The organism is Oceanobacillus timonensis, from assembly GCF_900166635.1.
Taxonomy (GTDB): domain Bacteria; phylum Bacillota; class Bacilli; order Bacillales; family Amphibacillaceae; genus Oceanobacillus; species Oceanobacillus timonensis.
Genome location: NZ_LT800497.1, coordinates 1,818,615 through 1,835,985, shown reverse-complemented (window position 1 = coordinate 1,835,985; position 17,371 = coordinate 1,818,615). Strand labels below are relative to the sequence as shown.

Genomic DNA, 17,371 nt, shown 5'->3' with positions numbered 1-17,371 from the left:
CCTAAATTCCAGGTCCTATAATTGCCTGATAAATATGAAATCAATAAAATGAAGAGCAGTCCATAGCTTATAATTTATTAATGGATGGTTAAACTAACTATATAAATCATCATGCATATTTAATGGAGGTGTTATCATGTCTGAAGAAAATAAAAACCGTAACAAGGATAAAGGAAAACAAAATAACCGCAATAAACATAATAAAACTGGTCATAATACAGAGTTCGCAAGTGAAAACAGTGAATTTTTGAATTTAGACAATAAGAAAAACAAGCGAAAAAGATAACCACTTTATGAAAAAGCTGTGTTCATATAAGATGCAGCTTTTTCAACATGTATATATTGATCAGTATCCATTTACTTTTGTAGTTTTTCCACCTTATCAATACTAGGCAAACTTTGAATGTTTCTATTCATTAGATAAAAAGCACCTAAAATAATTAAACCTATCCCAAACAAACATAGAACAAAAATTGGTGAAGCAATCTCTGTTAAAAAGCCTCCAATCAATGAGCCAACAGGCATGGCAAAACTGATAATGCTTTCAATAGCTGTGTTCACACGTCCCAGCATTTTTTCTTCCGGCAGCTTCTGAAAAAGAACAGTAAACAATACATTAATAGCCCCGATAAATGCATAGGACACAACCAGCAACATATAAAAAAGAAATTCTGATACCTGAATGCTGAACACCATCAAAAGCCACGTAACCCCTGATAACATAAACCCAATAGACAAGGTAATACCTAATCGCAGTTTTGTCTTGAATTTGTCTATAAACAAAGCACCCAGCATCGACCCTAGTCCTAAGAATGCAATTGTCAATCCGTATGTTGAAGGACCATTTCCATACTGATTTGCAAAAGACGGCAGTGCCACAAGAAGCATCGCAAATAAAAAATTAACCATTGTTAACGGAATTAAAAATGCTCGCAGCAAGGGGTGAATAACTACCTTTATTCCTTCCAGTAATGCTTCTTTATAGTTTTTGTTCCAAGATTGATTCTCTTCTTTTTTTATGGTTTGATTCCTTTCAAGCAATATCATTAAAAATATAGGAATAAGAAAAAAGACAATATTTATTCCATATAGTATGGGAATAGCAAAAAATCCAATTAATATTCCTGATAAACCGTTAAATACGAAATCTAAGCCCTGATAGGCAACAGACATTACAGAATTTGCTTTAACTAATTGATTTTCTTGAACAACCTTTGGTATCAGAACATTTTCAATAGGATATACAGCTTCTGAGAAAATAGTTAAAAGAAAAATAATACAAAGTAACATCCATATATTCATATCTCCAACGTTAGAAGCGAATAAAATCATTCCTAATAAAAATGCTTGTAGGAAGCTCGCAAATATATATAATTTAATAGGATTACTGCGATCAATCAACGGACCAATAAACACATTTAAAATGGAAGGCAATGTGAATAAAAATCCTGCCACTCCAGTCAGTACCGGAGAACCGCTTATTTCTGAAACCACCCACATGGAAACAATATAAAAAATACTATCACCAATATTGGAGGAAATTCTTGACCAAATTAAATATTGAAATTTTTTATTTTTAAATAACAACATCATGCTTCCTCTTTTCCGTGAAATTTACCTTTCACATATAAAGAGGGAGGAATTTTCAATCTATATTATTTTTTAGAAAACAAAAAAGACTGCTCCATTAACGAACAGTCTTCTCCCATCGGAATATGTGAAAAAGAATAGTTAATCAGCTGTGTAACATACCTATATTGCTAAAATTGGACAGACTTCTCCCGTTATCAGCAAATATAAGCATGATGACACATGTAAAAACAATAGCATATCCAAAGTTTTCACGTGTGTTCACAGCCATTATATCCATTCCTTTTCACCTCCGTTCTGAAAATTATATTTAGTATACCAATCATTTTGTTTTCCGTAAATAGTTTTACTGTTAAACATGCTTTGAATTTTGTTAGCAGCAGATGCCTCCTTTACTCCCACTATAGCGATTCTGTTTACCATATTCGGTTATTTTATTTTAAGCGGAATTATTGCCTCAGCAGTTAGTTGAGGATAGCACTGCTGTAAGAATTAGATAAAAAGCGCAAGCAATTCTCATACAGTCATCGAAAGATAGATGTTCCTTTCTTACCTGTATTCGTTCTGCTTGTGCTTTTTTATCGAGCATTTAGACACACATTAAACTTGCTTTTGCCCCAACTTCTTTTTTTATAGAAGACGAAACTTAAGCTTCAGACTGTTCAATGTTTGGACGATTGTTTTCATTAATAAACATGCTGGCAATTGTACCAATGACAAGCAATCCAGCTGCAAAGTAGAAACCAGCATTCAATGTACCGGTCACATCAGTTAAGAAACCGGTGATATATGGTGCAAGGATAGATCCACACATGCCAATAAAGTTGTAAACACCAAAAGCTGTACTGTAAGCATTTTTAGGAGCATTATCGGCTACAACTGCAACCAGAACCGGATTGGTACTGATTTTACCGAAAATACCATAACCAATCAAAGCAATATATAAAACAGTCATGCTTTCAAATGCGACGATAGATATAATAGCCAAGATGGACAATGGCAGCATCACAAGCAATACCGGACGCCGTTTTCCCATTTTATCAGCAATCCAGCTAAATAAAATAGAACCTGGAATCGCAGCCCAAGGTACCAGCGAAGATACAAAAGCAACGGATCCACCAGTAATACCGCGCGCATGTTCCAAATAATACGGGAGCCAAGTAAGAATAACGAAGAAGCCATAAATGGCACTGAAAATGGTGATATAAGCCATAATCAAGTTTTTGTTTTTAAACAAATCTCCAATTTTTAATTTATCTTCCGTTCCCTTAGCCGCTTCCCGGTCCTCTTTCGTAACCGGCTTATCCTTGATGACAATCCACATGGTAATCCCGATCAAAATAACGATTATACCAATAATGTAAAACGGAACACGCCAATCCATTCCCCACACATTAACAGTATAAGTAGAGATGTAGTAACCAAGTGATGTACCAAACGCCATTCCACTGTTAATAATCGCACTTCCGATGGTAATGCGTTTTGTCGGAATTGCTTCAGATGATAGCCCATACTGCGGACCATAGTAGAATCCCTGGAAAACCCCAACCATTATCCATGTCGCCATGAAAAGGAAAAATGTCGGCATCATACCCGTAATAACGGCAAAAGCACCAAATAGAATAACACCAGGTACTAGTACCCGTTTCTTACCAAGCTTATCGCCAAGTATTCCGGAAGGGACATTCAAACCGGCATACCCAAGGAAAAATATACTCATAATCAAGCCAAGTTGCGAGTTAGATAAACCAAAGTCTACTTGAATATTGTCCATTATCGGATTTAAAATCGTACGAGTTGCATATAAGGCAATCCAGCCCAACGTAAATACAATAACAGCCTTTACCCAATACGGAACCCGTCCTTTTGATTCATGAGAAAGTGCTTTGTTCTGTTCAGTCATGTTGCTTCCTCCTTACCTAAAATAAATTTACATATTATTCATCAAACGTTAAATAGGATAGCTATCTTCATAAATAACCATACAACATGACACGTTACAATCGAATAAAATAGGAACAGCTTACATTACAAAAACATTAAAAAATTGACCAACATACGAATATGCTGCATGCTAAAATATAAAACCGCCAATCAACCAAAAAAGAAATGGAAGATTAGCGGTTTTATATTTTATAATGAAACGCTTTGCAGCATATAACCAAGACCAGGATACGTGACAATGTATTCCTTATCTTCATTTACCTGACTTTTGATTTTACGTCTGATACGGGCAATTGCCACTCGCAAATATTCCACATCATCCCTGTATTGCGGCCCCCAAACCTCTGCGAGCAGTGTTTCATGCTGAACCACTTTATCCAAATGCAATGCTAACATTTCCATTAACGAAAATTCGGTATGTGTTAATTTTAATTCGTGATGATTTATCCAGCATCGTTTGCTTCCAATATCAATAGCAAACTCCCCAGTATGAATCACCTGACTGCAATCCGACTGCTGGTTAGCATGTTCCGGCTGACTCCGTCGCAAAACAGCATTCACTCTGGCAAACAACTCATCAAGAGAAAATGGTTTCGTCAAATAATCGTCCGCTCCCAAATTTAATCCTTGTACCTTATCTTTCGGATTACTCCGTGCTGTCAGCATGATAACCGGGACATTTGAAAACTTGCGAAGTTCTTCCAATACATAAAAGCCGTCATGACCTGGCATCATAATGTCCAACAATACCAAATCAGGTGATACAAGATCAAAGTTTTCCAGCAATGCATCTCCAGAATCAGCTGTAATCACTTCATAATGAACGGATTTCAAATTGGCAGCTATGAAACGCAATATTTTTCTTTCATCATCCACTATATAGATTTTCTGTTTCAAACGAATCACCATCTCTTTCAGAAAAATAAAGCTTAAATATACTTCCCTCGCCCGGAATACTGGACACTTCCATTCTGCCATGATGCGCTTCCATGATACCCTGACAAATAGAAAGTCCAAGTCCGGTACCGCCCGTTCGTCGAGTGGCTGTGACATCCACCTGATAAAACCGGTTGAATATTTTTTCAATATGATTATTGGAAATACCAATCCCATTATCTTCAACCGAAATGACTGTCTCTTCCCCTTCTGATTGTAACGTAACTCGAATCACTTTCTTCGCTTCATCATTATAGCGTAATGCATTGGTGAGCAAATTAATCAAAACCTGCTGTATCCGGTGTTTATCGGCGTATATATACTGGCTTTTCTCATTTTGATTGCTAAATGTTATCACAGCATCTTCCCGTAAAGATTCAGGAATCTGGTCAATGGATGCTTCAATGACATCGTCAGCCCGTATATGATTCGGTTCTACGTACATCGTACCCGATTCAATTTTGGAAATATCCATCCAGTCGTTCACCAGATGCTGAATGCGTTCAATATCCTCATGGACCCCTTCAAGCAGCTCCGTCTGAAATGCAGCATCCCATTCCACTTCCGGCCGCAACAACGTTTCCACACTGCCTTTAATATTCGTAATCGGCGTTTTAAATTCATGCGAAGCCAGAGAAATCAGGTTAGTTTTTAACGTATCAATTTCTTCTTCCTTGGTAATATCACGAAGTAAAAACCCTTCGCCTATCTTCGTTTCTTCCGACATTACCAGAAATTTATGCAGCATGTAATACTTCTTCTTACCTGCCGGCAACTCTTTTTCCAGTTTTAAATAATCTTCATCATTATCAAAAAAATGATTTAACTGTTGTTTCTTTACGTTAAATGTTGTCATAAAACAATGGTAAACATCCTGCATATGCCATAATTCTTGGCGTGAATGATTCGGCCAATTTATTTCTTTTTGGAAAAAGTCATTCACATAATGCACCTGCCGATCATTATTCAAAAGCATTAATCCTTCCGACATACTTTCCAGTATTGCATCGAATTCAGCATGCTTATTTCGATACCGTTCGAATAAAAGTTTGTTTTGCAGCATGATGGACAGCGAATTGGCAAAGGTCTGTAAAAATTCCTTATTTCCTTCATTCATTGTTTTCTTATGGTCCCACTCGACGATAAAATATCCAACCTGGCCAGGCACAATGTTTATTTTTTCGATATAGACATCCTTTTGGCTTTTCCATTCCTGTACATACTGATTCCTATTTGGCTGGATTGTAATATCATCTGCCGTAATAGAGTACCCTTGAAACAAGATACGAACTGGATAAGGAATAGCTGATTTAATCTGTGTTAAACAGAATTGGATAAAGCTCGCTATATCTTTATCGGTGGAAACAGATGTGATTAATTTATTCACGGACTTTAATTCTAAATTTTTATTTTCTAAATCTGTTGTACGGTCCTGCACACGTGATTCCAGATCCGCATTGAGTTGAATCAGTTCTAACCGGTTATTTTCAATTTCATGAATCATATGATTAAAATGACGGGACAGCTCTTCCATTTCACTCGGCCCCTCAATTTGTCTGGTAGCAAAGTGTCTGTCTTTATAGCCGCGTGTATATTCCTTGATATATTCAAGTAAGTTTCGAATTGACTTTTCTAAACGTTCCGTTAAAATAAAACTAAATCCTGTCATGACCACTGCTGTAAGGAGAATAAAGAGAATAATGGTGATAATCGCACTCACATAGGTGTTGGAAATAGCCGAAGCAGGTCTTGCAACCCAGACTCTCCAGCCGTCTAAATCTTCCATCGTTTCATATGTAATATATTCTTTACCGCTTCCTTCATCAAGCGTGAAATACGCTCCTCCCGCCGCCTTATTTTGTTCATTCATATGCTGTACTATCGGACTGTCACTCAAATTAACTACTTGTGAACGCCCGCCCATATTTGGATGAACGACAACATTATTATCCTGATCAAGTACAACTGCATAGCCTTCTGTTCCCAAATTGTGATTGGTAATATACTGATCCAGGGCGCTTAAATCTAATGCGCCGAGAATATAGCCTGATATATCTCCTTGCTCATTTAAAAGTGGCGTTGCAATCGTTACCAGCAGCTGATCCGTACCTCCCCTTCCCATAAACACACTGGAAATAACGGTTTCTTTCTGCTCAGTCAGTTTTTGATAATAGGCACGATCACTAAAATCCTGATTTTCAACAACGTTCCCTTCCTCGGTAACTTCAGGAGAAAAAACAACAGATTGCCCGTCGCTGTCCCCAACATATAAATTAACAAAGCCCGGATAGGTTTGACGAATCGAACGCAATTTGTCCTGAATTTGTTCATATTGATCGTTTTGCATATTTTCTTTTATCTCAGGTACCCTGGTTTCAATTGCTTTTTGATAATCATCAATATAAGAAGTAACATAGTTTTTCAGAAACTTGGTTGTTTGCGTTTGATTTTCCTGATTTTCATCAACAAGCGATGAAAGCTGATAAATTTGAAAAACACCTAATAATATGATTGATATTAATGAGATGGTCACAAAAGAATAAATTAATTCTTTTTTAAAAGAGCGTGAGCGTTTTTGCTTTTTTGTTCTCAAATGGACATTCTCCCCCTCTTTCATCGTGCAATCCGTGCTATTTTTATTATATCTCAAACTATTTCTCTTTTCACCATTTCTCCGTTAATTGTTGTCTATCAAAAACGGAATCATTTTCAATGACAGAAATAGAATCAGGGGGGGGGGACAACCAGATAATAGAAGTTGTCGAATCAACTATTGCGCTTATCTAAGTACATTAGAAAAAGGAAGATGCAAGTTTTACAAGTCAAAAGGAATACTTTATGATTTATTTATTACACGTTTTAATTGTGGGATTATAAGGTATTTTATCTAATTTCATCAAAAGAAAGGAAAGGTAGCCACATGAAGAAACATCTGAAAATTATCTGCTACAGTTTTCTTCTTTTCATCCTTTTGTTGCTTATCGCCTGTTCAGACAATACAAATGACGAAAATAATAATGATACAGCAAAAGATGAAACATCTGAAAACACAGACACAGCAGAAGACGAGAATGAATCACAAGATAATACAACGACAGACGAATCTTCTATAAATAACTCTGATGACCAACCAAGCGAGGAATCAGAATCAGATACATCTGAAAACAATACTACAGAAGAAGCAAAAGATGAAAGCCCCTCAGAAAAACAGGATACGGAAGATAATAACGAATTATCCAGCTACTCTTCCGAAGAAATTGAATATGCCCGTGTCTGGCTGCAGCTTGGGCCCAATCAAGATATTGACGAGCTATATGTAGAACATATCCCTGCAGGCACACCACTTGACCCCAATGATGACGAAAATGATGTCAGCTATCCCGAAGATGTTATTCAGATCTCTGGTTCCCGTATTGCAGATGGCATGGTAACATACAGCGGCAACGGAGATGGTACAATTAATGTATATGATATTCCATATGGTAATCGCTGGTACGGGGGAATGCCTCGTCCAAATGATATTGATTTAGAAGAAGTCCAGGAGGAAATGAGAGGGATTATCGAAAATACAGAATCTGTCTCCATTGAGCCTGGTGATGACGAAGAAGTTAGAAATTTGATTGAAAAAATATATATGATAGATTGATACGCATTCCCTCATTTTTTGTTCAAATAAGCAAGCACGCATTGCTTATTCTTGAAAAAGCTCCCGTCAGATCTGCCTGACCGGGAGCTTTTTATATCTTATTGGAAAAAACCTGCTAAATATTGATCCTGTGCGATAACAACATAGGTGTCATCCGGATTTTGCATGACATGTACATCAAGCTCTACCGGGGAAAGGAGTTCATCAATATCATTATACTTTTCAATTAATATCTCCATGTTTTTAGAATCAATTTCTTCATCAGCAATTTCCCCGTTTTCATAAAGTTCCAGCAATTCCTGATCCGTTTCTTGATATATAGAGGTATCATCGATTCCTTCCACAGAAATCGTAACAACGATATTATCGACCGATTCTGCATGCGCATCCATGATTTCATAGTCTGTAGTAGACAATGCATACATCACGGCATCTGCTAAATCGGTAACTTCTTCCTCTGTCACATTGGCACCTTGCATATTTTGTTCTGTATTCTGGATGTATATATCCTTAAACATATCCCGTTGTGTTTCTGCTTCTGTTTTTTTCTCCTCTTCCGAATAACTATCGGGCAAAAGATCCATAGACGCTTCCGCATCTTGGAAAACAGTTGCCTGGATAAGTGCATCCAGATAATCGGATGCTTCTGCTTCCAACGTCTCCTTTTCTTCCGCACTTAATTCATCTTGTTCCGTTGTTTCTACAGGATCTGTATCATCTGCTGCTATTGTGGCATCTGGGATTTCAATTTGCTCAGCATCATTATGGTTGGAGTACGTATACTTATACTCCTGCACATCAGATAAATCATTGAAAGTATAAGCGACTTTTTGTTCTATTTGTTGCAAATAGTGTGTTTCTTTTTCAATGATCATCTCTAGTGTGAATGCATCAATGTCTATATCAGATGGATCCATATCGTTTGTTTCCGCTCCATCCGGCACGCTTCCTGTCTGTTCAGCGATGCCTCTACCTAATTCTTCTATGTCTGCTTCATCTCCATTATATGTAAGAAGGTAATCATTGTCTCTTATCTCCATATCAAATTTGTTATGGATTTCCGGGTCAATTTCGGTGATAAAGGCGAAAGGTTTTTTTATCATTTCCAGTTGATTGTGATATATTTTTTCCATTTCCTCCTGTTCAGCAGTTGTTGCTGCCAGATCTTCTATTACCGTTCCGTCAGCATATTCAATCCAAAAGTCATTATCGTCTCTGTACAGAGCTGCATCCCCCATGTTGTAATAGTCTACATCATTCTCATAGTCAAACACGCCATTCCCTGTTGAAGTTTCTTCTTCTCTATTTTCCTCAAACTCTACATCCAATGAGGTAAGTTCCTGCTCCACCTGTTCTGTTTCTTCCAAAACTTCTGCAGCTTCCGGCTCGGAGCACCCAGCTAAGCATAATAAAATAATGAATCCTGCTCCAATAATAACGTTTTTCGTCATAAAACACGTCTCCTTTCATGGGTAATGTAAAAGTTATATATATTATACGTGGAAAGCAACTGATTGACTATAGAGTAAAAGAAAAAAGGTATAATCTCCTACGCAAAATACCACAGTGCATAATAATACTGTGGTAACATGAATTCAATACTTTTTTAAATACAAATTAGAAAATACATCATAAAAAGATACTTTCTATACCAAGCCAAAATTATGACTACTCATTCCATAAAGAACACTAAAACCTGTGGGCTGCGCTTACTCGTCCCATAAAACCGCTGCTGGTTACATCCACTTCTTAAACGATACAACAATCTGAAACTTCCCTTCTTCCACATTAGCTTCTATCTTGCCATCTAATTTATCAACCAATCGCCTGACAATATGCAGACCTAATCCAAGCTGCTCGCCAGTCCTGCTGCTATCCATTCGATACGACCGGTCAAAAATTAGATGGAGCTCTGTTTCATCAAATCGGTCGATATCATTCTCTGCCTTCAGCTTGATAGAATCCTTTTCCTCTACCAATTGGATAGTAAAATAACTTTCACCGTATCGTAACGCATTTTGAACAATATTGCTGATAATCCGATGAACTGCTTTTTTATCTGCCAAAATTGGGGATACAGCCGTATCTGCTACCTCTACCTCCAGCTTGCTCTTTTCAAAATCATGATAGAACAACAGCATTGTCTGCACAATCAACTGGTCCAAAGATACTTGTTCCAAGTTAATTTGCTGGTCTGAAGATTCTATTTGGGAAAGCTCATAAAATAAATCCACCATCATCGTTAGATGGTCAATCTTCTTTTGAATAACCGCTAAAAATTCTTTTTTCTCTCCATCTGATAAAGCAGGATCTGTCAGCAATTCGGAGAATCCTTTAATCGATGTTAACGGCGTTCTTAAATCATGCGAGAGATTGGTAACTTCCTGTTTTAATGCTTCTTCTCTCTTTTGCTTGCGCTGCTGATCCTGCTTAAACAAATGAATCAACTGATTGATATGCGTAATAAACCGAACCAGCCCTTTGCTGTGCGTATTTGTACGGATTAATTCATTTGTACCGAAGTTCTCATTAATTTCTTTGATCTGACTGGTTATTTTTCTGATATCCCAATAAAGTAACAGCAGCATGCTGATACAAACCATTAATAATATACTCAATATAACGACAATCCACCAGCTGCTCACTGTCACCCCTCCTCATTAATCCATATCCTGTTTCGTAAATCTGCCCGCTCCGATTAATAAAGCAATGACGCTGATAACAGCACCAGTCACCCAATAACGATCATCTAATTGTACAGATTGATTCATAAAGTGCATTAAATTATCTGTCAATAATGCGCCTGGAGCAAATGTATATAATTCATTCAATCCATTCACCTGACGGAAGATAAAACGCAATACATCGTCGGAGAAAACATATATAAACACGACAATAATGATATTGTATATATCGGCAATTTTCAGCATCTTTAATGCATGTATCAGAATAAAACCGCTGAGCACAATCGGCAGCATATTAAAGCTTGCAAGGAAGAAATTGCTGACGACGCCTTGGTCCTCCGCAAAAAGACTCTGCCCTAATCCAATCATCAGGAGTAAGCCTGCTGCACAAACCAACAAAAAGTAACTTAGCGTCACAAGCAATTTTGACCAGAAAATGACACTTCGAGAAATGCCAAAAGAAACAGCCTGTTTGGTCAGCGCAATATCCTTCGCCGTCAATATGGCATTATATAAATAGGAGATAATAATAATTTGTGTTCCCATTCCGATAACATTCGAATAGAAAAAACTGCTTGTTCCGTAACGAAAATCTGCATCTACCCTGCTAAAATAATTCAAACTAAATGCCGCACCTATAATTAAGAAAAAGCAGACCGCAGTTGTGAGATATAAGCTTTTCTTATGCAATATACGGTAGTTTTCACTTTTCAAATAGTTAATCATTTCTCTCCATCCCCCTCCACTAATCCTAAGAAATATTCCTCTAAATTCAACGCTTCCACGCGGAATTCCATCACCAATACATCGTTTTTGATTAAAAGGCGGTTTATTTCTCCAGCCTCTTCAATGTGATTTTGTATCATGATAACCTGATCAGGAAGGGATTTATATTGGATATCCTCATAAGTACGTTCTAATAGCTGTGCTGTCTTGGCTGTGTCATCCACCTTCAAATGGATTTGCTTCCTGCTCTTTTCATCCAGAAGCTGCTTGCTTACATCCTCGACAATCACCCCATTTTTGATAAATACAAACCGCGTTGCCAATAGCTGTAATTCCGTTAAAATATGACTGGAAACTAAAATGGTTATTTGCTTTTCTTGATTTAACCGGATCAATAACCTGCGAATTTCCATAATACCTTCCGCATCTAAACCATTAATTGGCTCATCCAGCACTAAACAATCCGGACTGCTTAAGAGAGATAGAGCGATTCCCAGCCGCTGCTTCATCCCCATAGAATATTCTCTGAATTTTTTCTTCTTTTGATTGGCCAGCCCGACAATTTCCAATACGTCATCTATCCGTTTCTTTTCCGCAACGCCCCTCTGCATCCGGAAGTACTCCAGGTTTTGAATCGCTGTAAAATCCGGGAAAAAGACCGGCGTCTCTATCATAAATCCCATTCTTTTTTTCGCTTGCTTCATTTCTTTGCCTGACTTTCCGAATAAGTAAATTTCTCCCGTTGTCGGCGTTACCTGCCCTGCAAGCATTTTAAAAATAGTCGATTTTCCAGCTCCATTTTTACCAATTAAGGCACATATCTCTCCTTTTTCCACAGAAAAATCAAGTGGTTTAATGACTTCTTCTTGCTTAAATTTCTTAGTTAATGTATACGTTTGAATCACAGCACTCATCTTCTCGGCCCCTTCACTAAATGTTCTTGCTATTTATTTTAGCGCAGGCCCTTTTAAAATCCTTTAAGCAAATCATAAAGAATTCATAAAGAAAGACAGACCGGAATCAAACCAGCATGAACCCAACTCCCCAAATGGTTCGGATATACTCTTCAGAAGTAACTTCAGCCATTTTTCTGCGCAGATTGGAGATATGGACACTAATCGTATTATCATCCCCGACATAAGTGCCTTTCCAAATTTTTTCGTAAATCTCTCTTTTAGAAAAGGCATGTTCCGGATGATGAATCAATAAGGACAAAATATCAAACTCCGCATTGGTTACCTGCAATGAGTTATTCTCTAATGTGACAGACAGCTTTTCTGGAAAGATAATCAGCCCCCGCCATACTTTTTTGTCTTCTTGCGAGGAGGGAGCAGTTGATTTTCGCAGTTGTACTTCCACACGGGCTTCTATTTCTTTCTGATGAAATGGCTTGGTTATATAATCATCTGCTCCCATTTTCAAGACTTGAACCTTTTCATCCATACCAACTTTTGCGGAAATCACCATAATAGGGATTGTACGTTTCTCTTCCCTGACCTGTGTAATAAGCTCCTCTCCACTTATTCCTGGCAACATCAAGTCCAATAAAATCAAATCGAATGGATTGTTTTTCAGCTGAAGCAGACCTTCTGTACCCGAATAAGCAGCTATTGGCGTCATTCCCATTTTAGTTAAAATAACGTGCAGCAGTTGACTGATTTCCTGATCATCTTCAATAATTAAAATTCTTTTTCCTTCATTCATGCTTTACCACTCACTTTTGTAGAATCAATGTTACTATTTTAGATGGAAAAGTACATTCATACCTTGTGCCTCATATATTTTAAAACAATAACCTACTCTGCTTCGTAACGAATCATCGTCCACATCCCGATATCTTCAAACCCTAATCGTTTATAGATATTTCCCGCTGCCGGATTATCATAAAACAGGCAAAGCGACTTTCCTTCTGCTAATAACGCTGTACATAATTTCTCCATACACTTCGTTGCGTAGCCCTGCCGCTCATATCCCGGCCTTGTTCCTACACCGACAATCATCGCGGATTGGGAATTTTCAGCAGTGGTCGATGCAGATGCAACCATTGTTCCTTGTTCATCTCGGATAATATAGGTACGCCCTGTCTTATTTTTTTCTGCATCTTCTCTCGATTCTTTCGTTAAATTACTTGTTGAAAATTCCGGTATAGAACCCAGCATATCAATATTTTCTTCATAATCCGCAGAAGTCAGATATTCTACCTGTTCTATGTGCTCTGCACTTACTGGATAGCTTAATGTTTCACAAGCTGCATAATATGTTTCTTTATGTACACGCACGTATCTATCAATATATGCTTCCAAGGGTTCAATCAAATGTTTCAGACCACTTAAATCAAACCGCTGTTTATGTGCGTTTATAATTTTCGCAAACCCTCTAATATCATATTCCCCTTCACTATACATCACAAAATAAGTACGATAACGTTGGAGGACAGCAATTAAATGTTCCTGCTCCCACTCTCCCCAAACATCTTGCATATCAGAATCATAGCCGAACGCTTCAATATTTCCAATAATAAACAAATTTTCTGCTACTTTAGGCTCGACCAATTCCATTACTTTCGCATGGTCTGCTTGTGTCAGTTTACGTATCATTCCCGTTCCTCCAATAGATATAAAATGATTACTTTCGATTGTTCGCAGCAAGAAACTCCAGTATTTTATCCAAGGAATCCTTTGCTGCATCTGCATTTGCTTCCTTTGTTCCGCCAAAGGTCATTGTCATGCCTCCCCCTACTTGCATAAATACATTAGCAGGCAGTTGAACAAAACTATAGGGAAAAGATAAAAAATGGCCGCCATGTTCATAATATAAATAACGATCTTGATACGGTTCCTGCAAATTCTTCCGCGTCTTTTCCATTCGATTTACATAGCGGCTGGACGGCCATAACTGATCATCGCCGCCAGAAATAAACATGATAGGAGCCTGAATATTTTCAACTGGAATTCTGGCTTCTGCCGTCTTCTCCTGATCTTTTAACGTATGCTCCCATATAGCTGAAAAAGATATCGGCTTTTTGGTGAGCCAATTCTTCATGGTAGAGAACATCATCGAAAGGGGATACTTAAACTTGATGGCAGGCAAAGCCTCCTGATGGAAAACCCAGGACGTTATAGGAGCAAATATCCCATTTTTCATACCTGGAGTTATGTAGGCGCTGGGGACACCGGCAATGATAGATTGATAGTCATTAAATGTTGCTCCTAAAATCAGAGCAAGTTCTCCGCCTCTGGAATAGCCAATTAAATTTACATCTCCATTGACATATTCATGATGTTTCAGCCACCTTGTTGCTTCTTGAAAATATTCTAACGGAATTTCCTCAAGTTCGTTCGGCACCCCTTCCGTTCCAAAGTAAGCAAGCGCCAATGCGGTATATCCTTTAGAAGCTAACAAAGCTGCCGCATGCTCCTGCATACCGCCATCTGATCCGCTTAAAATGACAACAGCAGGATAACTTCCCCGTTCTTCCGGGTGGAATAGGGTTCCTTTTCGTTGATGATGCTGCACAGTTTCTTTTATTACACCATCCATATAAAAATGCCGGTGAATTGTGACGGCATCTTGTTCTTCCTCATGCACTTTCAAAACCAAAGTGATGGAAACTTTATCCGAACTGCTCTTTTGATAATAATCTCCCCATTTGGAATCCGTATGGTCCATCGACCAGAACAAGCCAAAAGCATCTGCTTTATCATAAGTACCTTCCACCGGCTTTTGCGAAGATACATCCACAATGCCATTATCATCTGCTATAAATGTCGCATAAGAATGAAACTGTTTATGCGCTTCATCATAGGTGGATGCATGGATGGAAACCTTCGTATTTGATGCACAGCCAATTGCCTTTATGTAAATTGTCTCATCAATATAGGAATCTATTGAACTGATTTGCAGTTTGGGTGACATAATGTCCCTCCGATCGAATCTTGTCTTATTTTTCTCTGTTTTTTTAAAAACGTTTATCTATCATAAATATTTACCCTATCTTCTTGAATAGAACACGATCATTACCAACCCCATCATAATTTGCTTTCACAGCTATACCATCCACTGTTTTATCCCCTTGCTCAATCACAAAACCCATTTTTTGATGAAATGCAATCGATGTTTTATTTACTGGTGAAGTGATACAGCGGATAACTTTCCGGTCAGCCAATTTAACTTTGTTCAAAAAGTTATCGTAAAGTGTTTTTCCAATGTTTTTCTTTCGGTAATCCGGATGCACACCTACAAAATGAATATATGCTTCATCTAGCTGATCTTGTGATAAAAACCCAATTACAAAACCTGCAATCTTTCCTTCATCTTCCACGATAAAGCTGGTATTCTTAAAATGATTAAAAAATAATTTAGGCAGCATCCCTGCCATGTCACGTCTGCCCCACCATTCATTTATCTGTGGAATCAGGACATCATAATCAGAAATCTGTAAATTGCGAATCTCCATTTTTTACCCCCTTTCTAAACATCCTATCCATTAAAAATGGTTTTCCTATCAGTTATGTTAAAACAGGATAATCTTCTTATTGTTATTACTAATATATCAAAAAAATATCACGATTTCTTTCTTTGTTTGAAATTTTTTGGAATTTACGTTTATTTAAACATCTTTCTTTGAAATGGCCCTTTCATTTTAAAAAGGAGATTGGGAAAGATAGTCTCTCCAAATCTCCTTTGCTCATCACCCTTATTTCCAAACATCTTCCGCAATTCGAACAACATGCCGGATTTTTTCCCATTGCTGTGCTTCACTCAACAAATTTCCTTCCTCTGTGGAAGCAAATCCGCATTGAGGGCTGAGACAAAGCTGGTTCAATGGTACATAGTCCGCAGCTTCTGCAATCCTTGCCTTCACAGCTTCCGGATCTTCCAGTTCGCTGAATTTCGACGTAATCAGACCCAGCACAATATATAAGTCATCACGGTTCACATGACGAAGTGGTTCAAATCCGCCCGAACGGTCATCATCAAACTCCAGGAACAGACCATCAACTTGCAAGCTGCCAAAAATTGTTTCTGACACTGCTTCATAACCCCCGCTTGACATATAGGTAGATTGAAAATTCCCCCGGCAAATATGCATCGTTACCAGCATATCATCCGGTCTGTTTGCTATGGATTCATTGATTGCTCTTGCGCATAATTTTGCTGTTTTCTCCGGATCTCTCCCTTTTTCAATCAGAGAATTTCTGCCTTCCTCTGAGAAAAAAGTGGCCCAAGAAGTGTCGTCCAGCTGTAAGTAGCGGCAGCCTTCATCATATAATGCCTGAATCACCCCTTGATAAGCAGTGATCAAATCATCAATAATCGCTTCATCATTTTCATAGACTCCGTCTTCGAAATCCGCCCGGAAAAAGAGCATATTCGGACTTGGAATTGCAAATTTCGCCACTGCATCTCCAGCAATACCATGCAGGAATTTATAATGCTCGATCATATAATGATTACTGAAGCCAATTTGATCTGTTACTTTAATACCCCGTTTTTTCGTTTCAACTCCAGTGAACTGCAAACCTTGTTCTGCCGTATAACCTTCCACGCCATCTAAGCCTTCCAGAAAATCAAAATGCCACCAGGCACGGCGAAACTCGCCATCTGTCACTGATTGAAGCCCGGCTTCTTTCTGCTGTTCTACCAGTTTCGTAATTTCCTCATCCTCAATTTGACGCAATTGTTCTTGGCTAATCTCTCCCTTTGCCTTTTGCGTACGTGCATCTTTCAAGCGCTTTGGACGGAGAAAGCTTCCTACATGATCTGCTCTGAATGGAGCACGTGTATGTTTCGTTTCTGCTGCTGTTGTCATTAAAATACCCCTTCCTCATTCTCTTTCTCTACT

General features: G+C 38.1%; 15 protein-coding genes. 2 read left to right on the top strand and 13 right to left on the bottom strand.

All coding sequences use genetic code 11. The features are described from left to right. Positions 1-136 precede the first annotated feature (136 nt). A complete protein-coding gene (locus B7E05_RS22120) occupies positions 137-286 on the top strand; it encodes a hypothetical protein (RefSeq protein WP_179134503.1) in 150 nt (49 codons plus the stop codon). 71 nt (positions 287-357) lie between these two features. Here the strand turns inward: B7E05_RS22120 and B7E05_RS08950 are convergent, their stop codons facing one another. The 4 genes from B7E05_RS08950 to B7E05_RS08935 form a co-directional block, all read right to left on the bottom strand. After that, complete coding sequence (locus B7E05_RS08950) at positions 358-1,590, bottom strand: MFS transporter (protein WP_179134502.1); 1,233 nt, start codon at positions 1,588-1,590, stop codon at positions 358-360. Positions 1,591-2,236: 646 nt separating this feature from the next. Further along, entirely contained in the window at positions 2,237-3,493 is a 1,257-nt protein-coding gene (locus B7E05_RS08945) for an MFS transporter (RefSeq protein ID WP_080873868.1), read from the bottom strand. Between the two features lie 230 nt (positions 3,494-3,723). Beyond that, positions 3,724-4,431, bottom strand: a complete 708-nt coding sequence (locus B7E05_RS08940; RefSeq protein ID WP_080873867.1) for a response regulator transcription factor — start codon at positions 4,429-4,431, stop codon at positions 3,724-3,726. Next, positions 4,403-7,063 (bottom strand): sensor histidine kinase, encoded by a 2,661-nt coding sequence (locus B7E05_RS08935; RefSeq protein WP_245833044.1) that lies wholly within the window; start codon positions 7,061-7,063, stop codon positions 4,403-4,405. Before B7E05_RS08935 ends, B7E05_RS08940 begins: the two co-directional genes overlap by 29 nt. 327 nt (positions 7,064-7,390) lie before the next feature. Here B7E05_RS08935 and B7E05_RS08930 point away from each other — a divergent pair, with 327 nt between their 5' ends. Further along, positions 7,391-8,116: a hypothetical protein gene (locus B7E05_RS08930; protein WP_080873866.1), complete on the top strand. Its 726-nt coding sequence runs from the start codon at positions 7,391-7,393 to the stop codon at positions 8,114-8,116. A gap of 98 nt (positions 8,117-8,214) precedes the next feature. Here B7E05_RS08930 and B7E05_RS08925 read toward each other — a convergent pair whose 3' ends face one another. The 9 genes from B7E05_RS08925 to B7E05_RS08885 form a co-directional block, all read right to left on the bottom strand. Continuing rightward, a complete protein-coding gene (locus B7E05_RS08925) occupies positions 8,215-9,567 on the bottom strand; it encodes a DUF6612 family protein (RefSeq protein ID WP_080873865.1) in 1,353 nt (450 codons plus the stop codon). A gap of 285 nt (positions 9,568-9,852) precedes the next feature. Next, positions 9,853-10,761 carry a sensor histidine kinase gene (locus B7E05_RS08920; protein WP_080873864.1) on the bottom strand — a complete coding sequence of 303 codons (909 nt, stop codon included), beginning with the start codon at positions 10,759-10,761 and terminating at the stop codon, positions 9,853-9,855. Between the two features lie 15 nt (positions 10,762-10,776). Further along, the gene (locus B7E05_RS08915; protein WP_080873863.1) at positions 10,777-11,526 is read right to left on the bottom strand and encodes an ABC transporter permease; all 750 of its coding nucleotides are present in this window, start codon (positions 11,524-11,526) and stop codon (positions 10,777-10,779) included. Continuing rightward, positions 11,523-12,440: an ATP-binding cassette domain-containing protein gene (locus B7E05_RS08910; RefSeq protein WP_080873862.1), complete on the bottom strand. Its 918-nt coding sequence runs from the start codon at positions 12,438-12,440 to the stop codon at positions 11,523-11,525. Before B7E05_RS08910 ends, B7E05_RS08915 begins: the two co-directional genes overlap by 4 nt. Positions 12,441-12,546: 106 nt before the next feature. Then, positions 12,547-13,230, bottom strand: a complete 684-nt coding sequence (locus B7E05_RS08905) for a response regulator transcription factor (protein WP_080873861.1) — start codon at positions 13,228-13,230, stop codon at positions 12,547-12,549. Positions 13,231-13,322: 92 nt separating this feature from the next. Further along, the gene (locus tag B7E05_RS08900; protein ID WP_080873860.1) at positions 13,323-14,123 is read right to left on the bottom strand and encodes a GNAT family N-acetyltransferase; all 801 of its coding nucleotides are present in this window, start codon (positions 14,121-14,123) and stop codon (positions 13,323-13,325) included. Positions 14,124-14,151: 28 nt separating this feature from the next. After that, positions 14,152-15,441 carry an alpha/beta fold hydrolase gene (locus tag B7E05_RS08895; protein ID WP_080873859.1) on the bottom strand — a complete coding sequence of 430 codons (1,290 nt, stop codon included), beginning with the start codon at positions 15,439-15,441 and terminating at the stop codon, positions 14,152-14,154. Between the two features lie 70 nt (positions 15,442-15,511). Beyond that, positions 15,512-15,982, bottom strand: a complete 471-nt coding sequence (locus tag B7E05_RS08890; RefSeq protein WP_080873858.1) for a GNAT family N-acetyltransferase — start codon at positions 15,980-15,982, stop codon at positions 15,512-15,514. A 240-nt stretch (positions 15,983-16,222) separates the two neighbouring features. Next, the gene (locus tag B7E05_RS08885; RefSeq protein ID WP_080873857.1) at positions 16,223-17,338 is read right to left on the bottom strand and encodes a 5-methyltetrahydropteroyltriglutamate--homocysteine S-methyltransferase; all 1,116 of its coding nucleotides are present in this window, start codon (positions 17,336-17,338) and stop codon (positions 16,223-16,225) included. Positions 17,339-17,371: the final 33 nt, after the last annotated feature.

What these genes read in the sequence shown, in the direction of transcription:
- B7E05_RS08895 (WP_080873859.1), bottom strand. Translation starts at nt 15,441, where the DNA reads ATGTCACCCAAACTGCAAATCAGTTCAATAGATTCCTATATTGATGAG.
- B7E05_RS08925 (WP_080873865.1), bottom strand. Translation starts at nt 9,567, where the DNA reads ATGACGAAAAACGTTATTATTGGAGCAGGATTCATTATTTTATTATGC.
- B7E05_RS08905 (WP_080873861.1), bottom strand. Translation starts at nt 13,230, where the DNA reads ATGAATGAAGGAAAAAGAATTTTAATTATTGAAGATGATCAGGAAATC.
- B7E05_RS08900 (WP_080873860.1), bottom strand. Translation starts at nt 14,123, where the DNA reads ATGATACGTAAACTGACACAAGCAGACCATGCGAAAGTAATGGAATTG.
- B7E05_RS08915 (WP_080873863.1), bottom strand. Translation starts at nt 11,526, where the DNA reads ATGATTAACTATTTGAAAAGTGAAAACTACCGTATATTGCATAAGAAA.
- B7E05_RS08910 (WP_080873862.1), bottom strand. Translation starts at nt 12,440, where the DNA reads ATGAGTGCTGTGATTCAAACGTATACATTAACTAAGAAATTTAAGCAA.
- B7E05_RS08890 (WP_080873858.1), bottom strand. Translation starts at nt 15,982, where the DNA reads ATGGAGATTCGCAATTTACAGATTTCTGATTATGATGTCCTGATTCCA.
- B7E05_RS08945 (WP_080873868.1), bottom strand. Translation starts at nt 3,493, where the DNA reads ATGACTGAACAGAACAAAGCACTTTCTCATGAATCAAAAGGACGGGTT.
- B7E05_RS22120 (WP_179134503.1), top strand. Translation starts at nt 137, where the DNA reads ATGTCTGAAGAAAATAAAAACCGTAACAAGGATAAAGGAAAACAAAAT.
- B7E05_RS08930 (WP_080873866.1), top strand. Translation starts at nt 7,391, where the DNA reads ATGAAGAAACATCTGAAAATTATCTGCTACAGTTTTCTTCTTTTCATC.
- B7E05_RS08950 (WP_179134502.1), bottom strand. Translation starts at nt 1,590, where the DNA reads ATGTTGTTATTTAAAAATAAAAAATTTCAATATTTAATTTGGTCAAGA.
- B7E05_RS08885 (WP_080873857.1), bottom strand. Translation starts at nt 17,338, where the DNA reads ATGACAACAGCAGCAGAAACGAAACATACACGTGCTCCATTCAGAGCA.